The following is a 14,032-nucleotide window of genomic DNA, read 5'->3' on the forward strand; positions in this document are numbered from 1 at the left end:
CATTGTTTGAAGGCTGAGTATTGTTTGAATGAGTCCAAATGTTAAAGGCGCACTGCTGATGATGGCCAGCATGGCCGCGTTTACAGTGAATGACACGCTGGTCAAAATCGCGCTGCGAGAATTGCCCTTGTTTCAGTTGGTTGCGATCCGGGGGGCTTTGGCGACTCTGCTTGTTTACGGGTTGGCGCGCTATCTTGGGGCGTTGCATCTGAATTTTTCGCGGCATGACAAATGGTTGGTCTCAATTCGCTGTGTTGCCGAACTATCTGCGACGTTTTTCTTTCTGACTGCGCTCAAGAACATGCCGTTGGCGAATGTGACTGCGGTTCTTCAGGTGTTGCCGCTGACCGTGACCTTGGGGGCAGTTCTGTTCTTCTCGGAACATATCGGCTGGCGTCGCATCATGGCGATTGTTGTCGGGTTCATGGGCATGCTGCTGATCGTGCGGCCCGGCCCCGACGGGTTCAGCGTCTATGCGATCTATGCGTTGTTGGCCGTGGTCTCGGTGACGATCCGAGACCTGATCACCCGGCGTATGTCACCGCAGGTTCCATCATTGGTCGTGACCCTTGCCACCTCTCTGTCGATCTCCGTCGCCGCAGGGCTGGTGTCGACGTTTGAGGGCTGGGTCAACCTGTCCGGCGGTAATGCTGTTCTGGTTGCCTCGGCGGCTGTGTTTGTCCTGATCGGATATCTATGCAGCGTGATGGTGATGCGAGAAGGCGAGGTCGGTTTTATCGCCCCTTTCCGATACTCCAGCCTGATTTGGGCCTTGGGGCTAGGCTGGGTTGTGTTTGGCGAATGGCCCGATGCGGTGACTTTGTTCGGCGCCGGGCTGGTTGTCGCCGCCGGTTTGTTTACCCTGTTCCGCGAAAGGACAACTCAGGGCGCGCCGTGAACCTGCCGGACGATGGTTTGATCAATGGCAAAACGGGCGATGAACTCTCCCTCAAGTTCGGGGGTGAGGGCCGAGAGTTCGCGGTCATAGTTGCGCGCCCCGCGTGAGTCGTTGAACCCGTTGAGCGAACGCACCCACATTGGTGCATCGGTATAGCTGACGATGGGCATGAAGCGGCCCATGCGATGATGGGTAAAGCTGATGATCGTCTGTTTGCAGCCGCCTGCGATATGCATCCCAAGACCCACGCCCAAAAGTGGTTTATGCGTCGGTTTCGCTGTAATCCCATCGGCATTCAGCCGAGCAAAGAAGCCCTGATTGAAATCAATGCCGACAATGGTGTTGCGCTCCATCAGGCCTTTGCTGTAGCGGACGGCTTCACGCAGACGCTCAACGAAATCTACCGACACGGAGTCGTCATCGTCATGACGGAATTGGATGCAAGGCTGATCGGGGTCTTTGCGAGCTGCGTTCAGGATATCCTTCATGATATGGCGATGCGATTTGTCGACCCGAGGCGATTCCTGAACAATCCGGACCTGTTTCACATCTGCTGTCAGGTCGTGTAGCCGGTCAAAGGCGTCTTTCGGCAGGCAATCTCCGATCACCACCAGCAATTCGAAATCCTCGTCTGTGTGCTCGCGAAAACAGGGCAGGGTCGAGGATTCAAATAGGCGAAACCTCTCTTCCAGACGGGCAGGGCTGTAGAGGTGACGACGCCGATCATCCAGGGTTTCATGTTCGGTCTGAAAGCTGCCAAGGGCCGGAAAGGAAAAGCGGCAAAGGCCGATAACCTGCATTTGTCATCCATCGCAAATCTGTTCTGCGCGCACTATGCCGGGCGATGCCTGCACCCGCAACGCCAGAAGAGGCTGGCCCGTGCTCGCAATCGTTGATATCACAGCGCAATCCGGCCAGTTTGGCGCACTGGGGTAAGTGCTGTTGACACTTGGGCCGACTCCCCCTATTACGCGCGTCATCTCGGTACCGGGGGCCGCCCCAAAACCGATTTCAGTAATGAACTGGTCAAGACCCGGACAATTTTGCAGTTCGCGTCCTCTGATAACCAACCGCGACGTTCACCTCGGAATGGGAACGCTCGCGGGTTTTGCGCTTGTGGACGCACGAACGCAGCAAATTTAACCGCACGCAATGCGCGTGCATGTCATGTGTGTTGCAAAACGGGGAAGAAACCGGAATGCCAACTATTCAACAGCTGATCCGCAAGCCGCGGCAGCCCAAAGTAAAACGCTCGAAGTCCATGCACCTGGAGCAGTGCCCGCAGAAACGCGGCGTCTGCACACGTGTATATACAACCACACCGAAGAAGCCGAACTCGGCTATGCGTAAGGTTGCCAAGGTGCGCCTGACCAACGGTTTCGAGGTCATCTCGTACATCCCCGGTGAAAGCCACAACCTGCAGGAACACTCGGTTGTTCTGATCCGTGGCGGCCGTGTAAAAGACCTTCCCGGTGTGCGTTACCACATCCTGCGCGGTGTTCTGGATACTCAGGGCGTCAAAGATCGTAAGCAACGTCGTTCGAAATACGGCGCGAAGCGTCCCAAGTAAGAAGGAGAGGCTGATATGTCACGTCGTCACGCCGCCGAAAAACGCGAAGTCCTGCCTGACGCCAAATTTGGCGATAAGGTACTGACCAAATTCATGAACAACCTGATGATCGACGGCAAGAAGTCGGTTGCAGAGCGCATCGTTTACAACGCCTTTGACCGCGTTGAGAACAAGATCAAGCGCGCACCTGTCGAAGTGTTCCACGAGGCGCTCGACAACATCAAACCGTCGGTTGAGGTTCGCTCGCGCCGGGTTGGTGGTGCAACCTATCAGGTTCCGGTCGAAGTGCGCCCCGAGCGCCGCGAAGCACTGGCCATCCGCTGGCTGATCACTGCTGCGCGTGGCCGCAACGAAAACACCATGGAAGAACGCCTCGCCGGCGAGCTGCTGGACGCTGTACAGTCCCGCGGTACCGCCGTGAAGAAGCGCGAAGACACCCACAAGATGGCCGAGGCGAACAAAGCCTTCAGCCACTATCGTTGGTAATTCAGAGGCTTATCAAAAATGGCACGCGAATATCCGCTCGAACTATACCGTAACTTCGGTATCATGGCGCACATCGACGCAGGTAAGACCACCTGCTCGGAGCGTATCCTGTATTACACTGGTAAATCCCACAACATCGGTGAGGTGCACGATGGTGCAGCCACCATGGACTGGATGGAGCAGGAGCAGGAACGCGGCATCACCATCACTTCGGCTGCGACCACCACTTTCTGGGAGCGCACCGAGGACGGTCAAACCGCCGATACCCCCAAGCACCGCCTGAACATCATCGACACCCCCGGCCACGTTGACTTCACCATCGAAGTTGAGCGTTCGCTGGCGGTTCTCGACGGTGCCGTCTGCGTTCTGGACGCAAACGCAGGTGTTGAGCCCCAGACCGAAACCGTGTGGCGTCAGGCTGACCGCTACAAAGTTCCGCGTATGGTTTTCGTCAACAAGATGGATAAGATCGGCGCAGACTTCTTCAACTGTGTCCGCATGATCGAAGACCGCACCGGCGCACGCGCTGTTCCGGTTGGTATTCCGATCGGCGCCGAGTCTGAGCTGGAAGGTCTGATCGACCTGGTCACCATGGAAGAGTGGCTGTGGCAGGGCGAAGATCTGGGCGCAAGCTGGATCAAAGCTCCGATCCGCGACAGCCTGAAAGACATGGCTGACGAATGGCGCGGCAAGATGATCGAAGCGGCCGTCGAAATGGACGACGACGCGATGATGGAATACCTGGAAGGCAATGAGCCCGACGTTCCGACCCTGCGCGCCCTGCTGCGCAAAGGTACGCTGGACATCGCGTTCGTTCCGGTTCTGGGTGGTTCGGCGTTCAAGAACAAAGGCGTTCAACCTCTGCTCAACGCTGTGATCGACTATCTGCCTAGCCCGCTGGACGTTGTTGACTACATGGGCTTCAAACCCGGCGACGAAGAAGAAGTTCGTGACATCGCCCGTCGTGCAGACGACGAAATGGCCTTCTCGGGTCTGGCGTTCAAAATCATGAACGACCCCTTCGTTGGCTCGCTGACCTTCACTCGGATCTACTCGGGCACCATGAACAAAGGTGACTCGATCCTGAACTCGACCAAAGGTAAGAAAGAGCGCATCGGTCGTATGATGATGATGCACTCGAACAACCGGGAAGAGATCGAGGAAGCGTTTGCAGGCGACATCATCGCGCTGGCGGGTCTGAAAGACACCACCACCGGTGACACCCTATGTGACGCGAAGGATCCGGTGGTTCTGGAAACCATGACCTTCCCCGATCCGGTGATCGAGATCGCGGTTGAGCCCAAAACCAAGGGCGACCAAGAGAAGATGTCTCAGGGTCTGGCCCGTCTGGCCGCTGAAGACCCGTCCTTCCGTGTGGAAACTGACCTGGAATCGGGTCAGACCATCATGAAGGGCATGGGCGAACTTCACCTGGACATCCTGGTTGACCGTCTGAAGCGCGAGTTCAAGGTTGAAGCGAACATTGGTGCACCGCAGGTGGCCTATCGCGAAACCATCTCGATGCCGGTCGAGCACACCTACACCCACAAGAAACAGTCGGGTGGTTCGGGTCAGTTCGGTGAGGTTAAACTAGAGATCACTCCGACCGAGCCGGGCGAAGGTTACTCGTTCGAGAGCCGCATCGTTGGTGGTGCCGTTCCGAAGGAATACATCCCGGGTGTCGAAAAAGGCATCCAGTCGGTTATGGACAGCGGCCCTCTGGCTGGCTTCCCCGTGATCGACTTCAAAGTTGCCCTGCTGGACGGTAAGTTCCACGACGTTGACTCGAGTGTTCTGGCGTTCGAAATCGCAGCCCGTATGTGTATGCGTGAAGGCATGCGCAAAGCTGGCGCGAAACTGCTGGAACCGATCATGAAGGTCGAAGTGATCACCCCGGAAGAATACACCGGCGGTATCATCGGCGACCTGACCTCGCGGCGTGGCCAGGTGTCTGGTCAGGAGCCGCGCGGCAACGCGATCGCGATCGACGCGTTCGTTCCGCTGGCGAACATGTTCGGCTACATCAACACTCTGCGTTCGATGTCGTCGGGCCGTGCCCAGTTCACTATGCAGTTCGACCACTACGATCCGGTTCCGCAGAACATCTCGGACGAGATTCAGGCGAAATACGCATAACCAAAGATTTGAGGGAGCGTGGGTATCACGCTCCCTTCATTACCGAAAAAGGAGGCCATCATGGCAAAGGAAAAGTTTGAGCGTACAAAACCGCACGTCAACATCGGCACGATTGGCCACGTTGACCACGGCAAGACGACGCTGACCGCAGCGATCACCAAATATTTTGGTGACTTCAAAGCGTATGACCAGATTGACGGTGCGCCGGAAGAGAAAGCGCGCGGCATCACCATCTCGACCGCCCACGTGGAATACGAGACCGAGAACCGCCACTACGCGCACGTTGACTGCCCCGGCCACGCCGACTACGTCAAGAACATGATCACCGGTGCCGCTCAGATGGACGGCGCGATCCTGGTTGTGAACGCCGCTGACGGCCCGATGCCGCAGACCCGCGAGCACATCCTGCTGGGCCGCCAGGTTGGCATCCCGAAGATGGTCGTGTTCCTGAACAAAGTTGACCAGGTAGACGACGAAGAGCTGCTGGAACTGGTTGAGATGGAAGTTCGCGAACTGCTGTCCAGCTACGAATACCCTGGCGATGATATTCCGATCGTTGCAGGTTCGGCTCTGGCTGCGATGGAAGGCAACAAGCCTGAGATCGGTGAAGAGAAGATCAAGGAACTGATGGCGGCTGTTGATGAGTACATCGACACCCCTGAGCGTGCTGTTGACCAGCCGTTCCTGATGCCGATCGAAGACGTGTTCTCGATCTCGGGTCGTGGTACCGTTGTGACCGGCCGTGTTGAGCGTGGCGTGATCAACGTTGGTGACGAAATCGAAATCGTCGGCATCCGCGACACTTCGAAAACCACCTGCACCGGCGTTGAAATGTTCCGCAAGCTGCTGGACCGCGGTGAAGCAGGCGACAACATCGGCGCGCTGCTGCGTGGTGTTGACCGTGACGGCGTTGAGCGTGGCCAGGTTCTGTGTAAGCCGGGTTCGGTTACACCGCACACCAAGTTCGAAGCCGAAGCCTACATCCTGACCAAGGAAGAAGGCGGTCGTCACACTCCGTTCTTCGCGAACTACCGTCCTCAGTTCTACTTCCGGACCACTGACGTGACCGGCACCGTGACCCTGGCGGAAGGCACCGAGATGGTCATGCCTGGCGACAACGTGTCGTTCGGCGTTGAGCTGATCGCGCCGATCGCGATGGAGCAGGGCCTGCGCTTTGCGATCCGCGAAGGCGGCCGCACCGTCGGCGCCGGCGTTGTGTCGAAAATCACTGAATAAGTCGCGCAAGCGAATGATCAGACGGAAAGGGCGTCCTTCGGGACGCCCTTTTTCGTTTGATGCAGCTATGATCCGGATGTTTCTCAGGGCGTTGGAGATGTTGCCTTTTGGCCGCAACTCACTGCACTCGCGCACGAAAATATTGTTGTAATCAAAACCTTTTCTTACGGTCCTTGAAAACGTATCGCGCCTGATGACCAGCAGGGCGTGAAGAGGGAAGGGGACGGCAATGAAGATTTTCTGGGCACTTGTCTTCTTGTGTGTTCCGCAGTTTCTGCTCGCGCAATCCTTGTCTCCCACGCCCCAACCAACAGAGTCACCAAAGCGAGAGCTGATCGGGTTCGGCTGGATGTTCACGGATGATCTGATAGGTGATGATCATGACCGTTGGCAGACGTCGTCTCTGAACCTGTCCTGGATTCTTGCGCGCGGCTGGAGCGGCGATCTGCCCGAAACCTTTGGGGACGTGATCGAGATTCGGGCGTATACGCAGATGATATCTCCCGAGGACCTGGTTACGCCAAACCCACAAGACAGACAGTATGCCGGAATCCTGTCGCTTGGTGCGTATACGCATTTTCAAAGACGTAGTGCGCAGTTCACTGTAGGCGCTGAATTGGTGGCCGTAGGGCCGCAAACGGGCGTGGACAGCCTGCAGACCGAATTTCATAAGCTGATCGGAAGCACGCCACCGTCGCGGGCGATCCTAGATGATCAGATTTCCAATGATTTCTATCCCACCGTCGTCGCGGAAATCGGGCGCGAGTGGGATTTGGGCCGAAACACGCGCCTCCGCCCGTTTGCTTCTGTGCGGGCCGGAGACGAAACTCTTGCCCGCGTTGGAATGGACGTGACCTTTGGACAGGTGGGGCGGTCAGAGCTACTGATCCGCGACAAGATCACCGGGCAGCGCTATCGCTCTATGCGGATAGGACCAAAGGGTGTCAGCGGCGTGTTCGGGTTTGATGCAGCCTATTTGGCCGACAGCGCATATATCCCGAATTCCGGGGAGGTCAGCCTCAAACACGAACGGTATCGCGCGCGCCTTGGTCTGAACTGGGAGGCCAAATACGGAACTCTGTTTTACGGCGCAACGTATCTGAGTGAAGAATTCAACCAACAACCTGAAGGACAGGTTGTTGGATCATTGAGTTTCAAGATCTCGTTCTGACCTTATGTCGCTGTGACACAGCGGCGGCCAGTAGCATTATTTCAATGCAGATTCCGCAGCCGCCCGAACCGAAGCGATATTCGCACCATAGACGTCAGGTTGGTCAACCGACCCACCTTTGAACACGGCCGATCCCGCGACCAGCACATCCGCGCCTGCGGCTGCGACCAGCGGGGCTGTGTTTGGGTCAACACCGCCGTCAATCTCGATATGCACCGGGCGGTCTCCGATCATCTCGCGGAGCTTGCGGACTTTGGTGGTCATGTCGATGAACTTTTGGCCTCCGAAGCCTGGGTTCACGGTCATGACGCAGACCAGATCGGTGAGGTCCAGCAGATGTTCGACCGCCTCGGCAGGGGTGCCAGGGTTCAAGGCAACACCGGCTTTCATGCCCGCCGCGCGGATGGCTTGCAGGGTGCGATGTGTATGCGGGCCTGCCTCGACATGGGCAGTCAGTATGTCGGCACCCGCATCGGCATAGGCCTGGATATAGGGATCGACCGGCGTGATCATCAGATGCACATCCATGACCGTATTCACATGGGGACGAAACGCTTTGACCGCCGGAGGACCGAAGGTCAGGTTTGGCACGAAATGGCCATCCATGACATCGACATGGACCCAATCGGCACCCTGGGCCTCGATGGCCTGAATTTCGGCTCCGAAATTGGCGAAATCGGCGGACAGGATCGACGGAGCAATCTTGATGGAACGGTCAAAGCTCATAGCGGGCCTCATGCAGGAAACTCGGGTTGCGGGCGCGTATAGCGGGGAATGAGCCTGAAGGGTAGGCCCTATGGTGCGGGCTGCGGTGTTTACAAAACTTTCACTGAACCGACACATATCCGTTGATTGCAATCCGTAGCTACCCGCCAACACGAATTGGGGGTGGCACGTGCTGCACATCAAAAAACTGACCAAACGCTTCGGCGAGAATGTAGCGGTGGATACCGCAACGCTGGACGTAGACAAGCCCTGCATGATTGGCATCATCGGTCGCTCGGGCGCCGGTAAATCGACGCTGTTGCGCATGATCAACCGCCTGACGGATGCCAGCGATGGCGAGATCCTGTTCCAAGGCCGTGACGTGACCCTGTTGAAGGGTCGCGACAAGCGTGCCTGGCAGGCCGATTGTGCGATGATCTTTCAGCAGTTTAACCTCGTGCCCCGTCTGGACGTGGTGTCGAACGTGCTCCACGGGACGCTGAACCGCCACTCGACTCTGGCTACGATGTTCAACCTGTTCCCGATGGATGAGGTCCACCGCGCTATCGACATCCTCGATCGTCTGGGCATCGCGGAACATGCGCCCAAACGGGCCGAGGCGCTTTCGGGCGGTCAGCAGCAGCGCGTGGCTATTGCCCGCGCCCTGATGCAGGACCCCAAGATCATTCTTGCCGATGAGCCGATTGCCTCGCTGGACCCGATGAACGCGCAGGTGGTGATGCAGACCCTGCGCCGCATCCACGAAGAGGACGGCCGCACCGTCATTGCCAACCTGCACACGCTGGATACTGCGCGCCGCTATTGCGACCGCGTGGTGGGCATGCGCGACGGACGTATCGTCTTTGACGGCCTGCCCGAGCAGCTAACCACCGGTGTCGCCCGCGAGATCTATGGCGCCGATGCCAGCTTCTCGGAAGAGGCGACCTCGACCGAGATCGAAACCCTCGACGCCACGCAAAAGGCCCTGATGGAAGCTGAAGCGACCGTCTGAGCCACCCCAACCCCTTTCATCGCCCGGCCCGATGAGAGGTCGGGAACATCAAACTGGAGAGAGACAGATGAAAAAACTAGTTGCTGCCCTTGTTGCGACCACTGCCATGGCCGCGCCTGTAATGGCTCAGGAGATTTCCGAGCTGCGTATCGGCATTCTGGGCGGTGAGAACGCTCAGGACCGTCTGAACAACAACGAGTGCCTGCGCGTCTACACCGAAGAGGCTCTGGGTGTTCCGGCCAAGCTGTTTGCCCCTGCCGACTATAACGGTGTGATCCAGGGTCTGCTGGGCGGCACTATTGACGTAGCCTGGCTGGGCGCGTCGGGTTACGCGAAAACCTACCTTTCCGACCCCGAAGCGGTTGAGCCGGTTTTGGTCAAGGTCAACACCGATGGCGGCTTCGGCTATCACTCGATCGGGTTTGCGCGCAAAGACAGTGGCATCACCTCGCTGGAAGACATGAAGGGCAAGACCTTTGGCTTCGGCGATCCGAACTCGACCTCGGGCTACCTGATCCCGTCGATCGAAATCCCTGCCGCCACCGGCGCGACCATGGATTCGGGCGACTATTTCGGTGAAGTGAAGTTCACCGGCGGTCATGAGCAGACCATCGTTGCCGTGAACAACGGCGACGTCGATGGCGGTGTGACCTGGGCCGACGGTCTGGGCGAATGGGAAGACGGCTACCAGTCGGGCGCCCTGCGCCGTGCCGTTGATGCCGGTCTGATCGACATGAACGATCTGGTGCAGATCTGGAAATCCGAGCCGATCCCGGAAGGTCCGGTCGTTGTCCGCAAGGCCCTGCCTGCTGACGTCAAAGCCAAAGTGACCAAGCTGTGGGACACCCTGTCGGAAAAAGACCGCGATTGCTTCTACGGTGTTGCTGCGGGCGAAGCTAAAAGCTTTGATCCTATCACTCACGACGCCTACGAAATCATCATCGAAGCGCGCAAGCTGAAGTCAAACTAAGCTTGTCTCTTCAATACGCGGGGTCCGGTATTTTGCCGGACCCCGTTTTCCACTCAGGAGCATTCCATGACTGACCTTTCGGCAGGGTCCTATAGCGTCGATCAGATCCGCGACGACTATACCGCGATGACGCGGCGCAAACGGGTCTATGGTGGTATCCTCCTGATCCTGTTCGTTGCCTTGATGGCAGCAGGCTTCCGCACGGCTGATGACCGCAATGCAGGCAGTTTTTCAGATGGCTGGCATCGGATTCTGGACTACCCGTCCGAGGTTCTGTCCGAGGCGTGGGAAAAGATCGCCGAGATGCCGGCCAATTTGGTCGAGTTCTTCCCGGCCCTGATCGAGACGATCAACATTGCCGCCGCCTCGACCCTGATCGGGACGATTGCGGGCACGTTTCTGGCCCTGATGGCGACGCGGGGCATGGCGCTTTGGCCCGCGTTGATACCGCTGTTCCGTCGGATCTCGGATATCTGCCGCGCGATCCCGGAAATCGTGATTGCTCTGGTTCTGATTTTCATTCTGGGCGGTGGGCCAGTGCCCGCGATGATAGCCATTGCCATCCACACCGCAGGCGCTTTGGGCAAGCTGTTCTCTGAGGTGAATGAAAACGCCTCTCTCAAACCTGTTGAAGGTTTGCAGTCGGTTGGTGCCAACTGGTCACAGCGCATGTATCTGGGCGTGATCCCTCAGGTCGGCCCGAACTATGTCAGCTACGCTTTGCTGCGGTTCGAGATCAATATCCGCGCTTCGGCCATCCTTGGCTTTGTCGGTGCCGGAGGTCTGGGCTATGAGCTGCGCAACGCCATGTCCTGGGGGCAGGGACGCTACGATGAGGCCGCGGCCATCTTCATCCTTCTCTTCGTTACAATTGTGGTCGTTGATCAGATCTCTGGCTATCTGCGCGACCGTCTGACCCACGGGTCGGAAATAGGAGCCTCGGCATGAGTACCTTTGCCACCGATTTGTCGATTGACGACCTGAAGGCCGAAGCGGACCGCCTGTTCAGCCGCAAACGCATCGTGAATTTCGGGCTGCCGGGGTTGGTTGCCCTATACCTAATCTACGTCTTCTTTGCCTTCGACGTTCCGGGATTGACCGAACGGGCCAACTGGGAAAACGGCAAGACGCTGGTGGCGGACAGCTACAGCTACAAGACGCATATTGAACGCGATAACCGCACTGGCCAGGTCTCCGCCGCGATCGAAGGTGAGCGGAAAGGGAGCTATCCCGATGGCACAGCACCCGATTGGGTCGCGCTGGGTGAGACCACGGTGATCGATCTGGAAGACGGCCATGTGGTGCGTTTCGGGCCTGAGACAGTCGAATACGACATCCCAGGCTACGGCACAGTACGCGCAACCCCCAGCCGGTCGGCCGGTGTGCAGGCCGAACTTCCTGCCGGAGAAGTTCCGGACTGGATCAATGTTTCCAAGAACCGTCTGGCCATCAAAACTGATGCAGGCCGTCTGACCGTCACCCGCAACCGGTCCGAGGTGTTCCGTTACTTCACCGGGTGGGAGTTGTTCTGGTTCACGCTCGACAGCCCCTATTACGGCAAGTCCTTTCCCGAGCTGGTGAGCCTCGCAGCATCTGGTGAGGCAGGCACGATCGTGAATGACTTCTGGACCAACAAGATGTGGCGGCACCAGGACGTGGCTTGGGCGATTTTCGAGACGATCCTGATGGCGTTTCTCGGCACGCTGGGCGCGGGCATGATTGCGTTGCCTCTGGCCTTTCTTGCGACGCGGAACTTCAACCCGCTGCGCTCGGTCCGCTTTGCAACGCGGCGCGTGTTTGACTTTGTACGCGGCGTGGACGCGTTGATTTGGACCGTGGTTCTGGCGCGTGCTTTTGGCCCGGGACCGCTGACTGGGGCCCTGGCCATTCTGGTGACCGATACCGGAACCTTCGGCAAGATCTTCTCCGAGGCGCTGGAGAATGTCGACAACAAGCAGATCGAAGGCGTCCAGTCGACCGGGGCCAATGCGCCGCAGCGCTATCGCTTTGGGGTGATCCCGCAGATCACTCCGGTTCTGCTCAGCCAGCTTTTGTATTTCCTCGAGTCCAACACCCGCAGCGCGACCGTGATTGGTGCGATCACTGGTGGCGGGATTGGTCTGTTGCTGACGCAGGCGATCATCACGCAGAAAGACTGGGAAGAGGTCGCCTATTACATCGTTCTCATCATTCTGATGGTGATGTTGATGGATTGGTTCTCGGGCTGGTTGCGCAAGCGTCTGATTCAGGGCGACGCCGGTAAAAAGCGCAAGCCGCGCGGTGCGGCCAAGCTGCAGTCCTGAACGTATCGGGATTAGTATGACGCGCCTGCGCTATAATCAGCCTTTCATCCATCCGGATTGCCAGATCTCGGGTAGCAGTTTTGGAGCCTATGTCGAGATCGGCGCCGGGACACGGGTCGCCAATTCGCGGTTCGGTGACTACTCCTATTGCGACCGAACCTGTGACATTGCCAACGCAGAGATCGGTAAATTCGCCAATATCGCCAGCTTCACCCGGATCGGCGCGACGGACCATCCGATGGAGAAAGCCTCGCTGCATCATTTCCTGTATCGCTCAGCGGATTATTGGGAGGATGCGGAAGACGATGCAGAGTGGTTTGCCCATCGTGCCGGGCGACAAGCGTCGATTGGCCATGACACCTGGATCGGCCACGCGGCGATCATCAAGCCCGAGGTGAAGATCGGGCACGGGGCGGTTGTAGCGTCCGGTGCGATCGTGACCAAGGATGTCGCCCCCTACACGATCGTTGCCGGGGTGACCGCGCAACCGATCCGGCGGCGCTTTCCCGAGCAGGTGTTGGAGAGGCTACTTGCTCTGGCCTGGTGGGATTGGAGCCACGATAGATTGCGCGACGTGCTGCCGGATTTCCGCGCGTTGCACATTGAGGCGTTTCTGGAGAAATACGAGTAAACCTCCCGCGCCCGCAAGTGCATCGGCTACGCCGATACCCATTGGCGGCCTTAGGCCCAGCGCCGCGCTTTGCGCGGCGCGACCCCCAACAGGATGAGGCCTCCGACAGGAGGCTGAAGACGGGCGGGAGCACCCCCGGATCAGGTCTCGTGCAGCGTCAGGGTTACGCGCTCACCGGCGAAAACGGTTTTTCCATACTCGACCGGTTGCCCTTCTGTGGTGGTGTTGATCCCCAGAGAGTGCAGGATCGGCGCGCCTTCGTTGAGGTTCAGGTGCAGCGCCTGTGTCGCTGTGGCTGCGCGGGCCGTCAACCTTGTTGATGTCCGTATGAAATCCTCAATTCCGCAAAGCTGAAGCGCCTTGGTGACGGATTGGGTTTCGGTTAGGTGGGTGAGAATGTCGGGCAGTCTGAGCGCTGGAAAGACGCTTTGAAACAGCGCAATGGGCTGACCATCTGCCAAAGATAATCCGTCATAGACGTGAACCGGATCGCCGGGCTGCAAAGCCAGTGCCTCGGCTTCGGCCTCATCCGCAGCGCGGGTGGTCAGGGACAGGATACGCTTGCCCGGTATCTTGCCGCTGGCGGAAATGCTCTTGTGATAACGAACTCGTTTGCCGATCGGATAATCCGTTGGTCGCGCGGTGACAAAGACACCCGCCCCGCGTCGAGGCTGAACCAACCCTTGCTCCGCCAGCTCGGCCAATGCGCGCCTGACGGTGTGCCGATTGACGCCGTGTGTTGCCGCCAGTTGCGCCTCGGTCGGCAGGCGGTCACCGGTGCCAAAGCGCCCCTCGGCGATATCCGAGGTCAGGCTGAGTGCGATGCTTTTCCAGATCGGTGTTTTGCTCATGTCATCAAAACTTCACGGTCTCATGGATTGCCTGGAAGGCGGATGCAGGTTAATATTTGTCTA

Annotated in this window: 14 protein-coding genes; 11 read left to right on the plus strand and 3 right to left on the minus strand. The window is 58.2% G+C overall.

The genetic code is table 11. The features are described from left to right. Positions 1-28: 28 nt before the first annotated feature. The gene (locus ACOERD_RS10165; RefSeq protein WP_419738946.1) at positions 29-898 is read left to right on the plus strand and encodes a DMT family transporter; all 870 of its coding nucleotides are present in this window, start codon (positions 29-31) and stop codon (positions 896-898) included. Here ACOERD_RS10165 and ACOERD_RS10170 read toward each other — a convergent pair. After that, a complete protein-coding gene (locus tag ACOERD_RS10170) occupies positions 883-1,698 on the minus strand; it encodes a glycosyltransferase (protein WP_419738947.1) in 816 nt (271 codons plus the stop codon). The genes ACOERD_RS10165 and ACOERD_RS10170 overlap by 16 nt on opposite strands. Positions 1,699-2,096: 398 nt before the next feature. Between ACOERD_RS10170 and rpsL the strand changes: the two genes are divergently transcribed. The 5 genes from rpsL to ACOERD_RS10195 all read left to right on the plus strand — a co-directional run bounded on the left by rpsL (position 2,097) and on the right by ACOERD_RS10195 (position 7,497). Next, positions 2,097-2,468 carry a 30S ribosomal protein S12 gene (rpsL, locus tag ACOERD_RS10175; protein ID WP_005621086.1) on the plus strand — a complete coding sequence of 124 codons (372 nt, stop codon included), beginning with the start codon at positions 2,097-2,099 and terminating at the stop codon, positions 2,466-2,468. Between the two features lie 15 nt (positions 2,469-2,483). Next, positions 2,484-2,954 (plus strand): 30S ribosomal protein S7, encoded by a 471-nt coding sequence (gene rpsG, locus ACOERD_RS10180; protein WP_039529242.1) that lies wholly within the window; start codon positions 2,484-2,486, stop codon positions 2,952-2,954. A gap of 18 nt (positions 2,955-2,972) precedes the next feature. Continuing rightward, on the plus strand, positions 2,973-5,090 hold the full coding sequence (gene fusA / locus ACOERD_RS10185) for an elongation factor G (RefSeq protein ID WP_170375372.1): 2,118 nt from the start codon (positions 2,973-2,975) through the stop codon (positions 5,088-5,090). Between the two features lie 60 nt (positions 5,091-5,150). Beyond that, positions 5,151-6,326 (plus strand): elongation factor Tu, encoded by a 1,176-nt coding sequence (tuf, locus tag ACOERD_RS10190; protein ID WP_170642526.1) that lies wholly within the window; start codon positions 5,151-5,153, stop codon positions 6,324-6,326. Positions 6,327-6,555: 229 nt separating this feature from the next. After that, entirely contained in the window at positions 6,556-7,497 is a 942-nt protein-coding gene (locus ACOERD_RS10195) for a lipid A-modifier LpxR family protein (protein WP_419738948.1), read from the plus strand. A gap of 36 nt (positions 7,498-7,533) precedes the next feature. Here ACOERD_RS10195 and rpe read toward each other — a convergent pair whose 3' ends face one another. Further along, complete coding sequence (gene rpe, locus ACOERD_RS10200) at positions 7,534-8,223, minus strand: ribulose-phosphate 3-epimerase (protein WP_419738949.1); 690 nt, start codon at positions 8,221-8,223, stop codon at positions 7,534-7,536. A 169-nt stretch (positions 8,224-8,392) separates the two neighbouring features. On the opposite strand from rpe, the gene phnC reads away from it, so the two are divergent. The 5 genes from phnC (at position 8,393) to ACOERD_RS10225 (ending at position 13,118) form a co-directional block, all read left to right on the plus strand. Continuing rightward, positions 8,393-9,214 (plus strand): phosphonate ABC transporter ATP-binding protein, encoded by an 822-nt coding sequence (gene phnC, locus ACOERD_RS10205; RefSeq protein WP_419738950.1) that lies wholly within the window; start codon positions 8,393-8,395, stop codon positions 9,212-9,214. 67 nt (positions 9,215-9,281) lie between these two features. After that, a complete protein-coding gene (gene phnD / locus ACOERD_RS10210; protein WP_419738951.1) occupies positions 9,282-10,184 on the plus strand; it encodes a phosphonate ABC transporter substrate-binding protein in 903 nt (300 codons plus the stop codon). 66 nt (positions 10,185-10,250) lie between these two features. Then, positions 10,251-11,132 (plus strand): phosphonate ABC transporter, permease protein PhnE, encoded by an 882-nt coding sequence (gene phnE, locus ACOERD_RS10215; RefSeq protein WP_419738952.1) that lies wholly within the window; start codon positions 10,251-10,253, stop codon positions 11,130-11,132. Next, on the plus strand, positions 11,129-12,487 hold the full coding sequence (phnE, locus tag ACOERD_RS10220) for a phosphonate ABC transporter, permease protein PhnE (RefSeq protein WP_419738953.1): 1,359 nt from the start codon (positions 11,129-11,131) through the stop codon (positions 12,485-12,487). The genes phnE (ACOERD_RS10215) and phnE (ACOERD_RS10220) overlap by 4 nt, the downstream gene beginning before the upstream one ends. Positions 12,488-12,503: 16 nt before the next feature. After that, complete coding sequence (locus ACOERD_RS10225) at positions 12,504-13,118, plus strand: chloramphenicol acetyltransferase (RefSeq protein ID WP_419738954.1); 615 nt, start codon at positions 12,504-12,506, stop codon at positions 13,116-13,118. A gap of 140 nt (positions 13,119-13,258) precedes the next feature. On the opposite strand, the gene phnF is transcribed toward ACOERD_RS10225, so the two are convergent. Continuing rightward, complete coding sequence (gene phnF / locus ACOERD_RS10230; RefSeq protein WP_419738955.1) at positions 13,259-13,969, minus strand: phosphonate metabolism transcriptional regulator PhnF; 711 nt, start codon at positions 13,967-13,969, stop codon at positions 13,259-13,261. Between the last annotated feature and the right edge of the window lie 63 nt (positions 13,970-14,032).

Origin of the sequence: Ruegeria sp. (assembly GCF_965199275.1) — a bacterium.
Lineage (GTDB): Bacteria > Pseudomonadota > Alphaproteobacteria > Rhodobacterales > Rhodobacteraceae > Ruegeria.

Excerpts from the sequence above, each read along its gene's own strand:
- ACOERD_RS10195 (WP_419738948.1), top strand. The coding sequence starts at position 6,556 with ATGAAGATTTTCTGGGCACTTGTCTTCTTGTGTGTTCCGCAGTTTCTG.
- phnE (WP_419738953.1), top strand. The coding sequence starts at position 11,129 with ATGAGTACCTTTGCCACCGATTTGTCGATTGACGACCTGAAGGCCGAA.
- fusA (WP_170375372.1), top strand. The coding sequence starts at position 2,973 with ATGGCACGCGAATATCCGCTCGAACTATACCGTAACTTCGGTATCATG.
- rpsG (WP_039529242.1), top strand. The coding sequence starts at position 2,484 with ATGTCACGTCGTCACGCCGCCGAAAAACGCGAAGTCCTGCCTGACGCC.
- phnE (WP_419738952.1), top strand. The coding sequence starts at position 10,251 with ATGACTGACCTTTCGGCAGGGTCCTATAGCGTCGATCAGATCCGCGAC.
- tuf (WP_170642526.1), top strand. The coding sequence starts at position 5,151 with ATGGCAAAGGAAAAGTTTGAGCGTACAAAACCGCACGTCAACATCGGC.
- ACOERD_RS10170 (WP_419738947.1), bottom strand. The coding sequence starts at position 1,698 with ATGCAGGTTATCGGCCTTTGCCGCTTTTCCTTTCCGGCCCTTGGCAGC.
- phnD (WP_419738951.1), top strand. The coding sequence starts at position 9,282 with ATGAAAAAACTAGTTGCTGCCCTTGTTGCGACCACTGCCATGGCCGCG.
- ACOERD_RS10225 (WP_419738954.1), top strand. The coding sequence starts at position 12,504 with ATGACGCGCCTGCGCTATAATCAGCCTTTCATCCATCCGGATTGCCAG.
- ACOERD_RS10165 (WP_419738946.1), top strand. The coding sequence starts at position 29 with ATGAGTCCAAATGTTAAAGGCGCACTGCTGATGATGGCCAGCATGGCC.
- rpsL (WP_005621086.1), top strand. The coding sequence starts at position 2,097 with ATGCCAACTATTCAACAGCTGATCCGCAAGCCGCGGCAGCCCAAAGTA.
- phnF (WP_419738955.1), bottom strand. The coding sequence starts at position 13,969 with ATGAGCAAAACACCGATCTGGAAAAGCATCGCACTCAGCCTGACCTCG.
- rpe (WP_419738949.1), bottom strand. The coding sequence starts at position 8,223 with ATGAGCTTTGACCGTTCCATCAAGATTGCTCCGTCGATCCTGTCCGCC.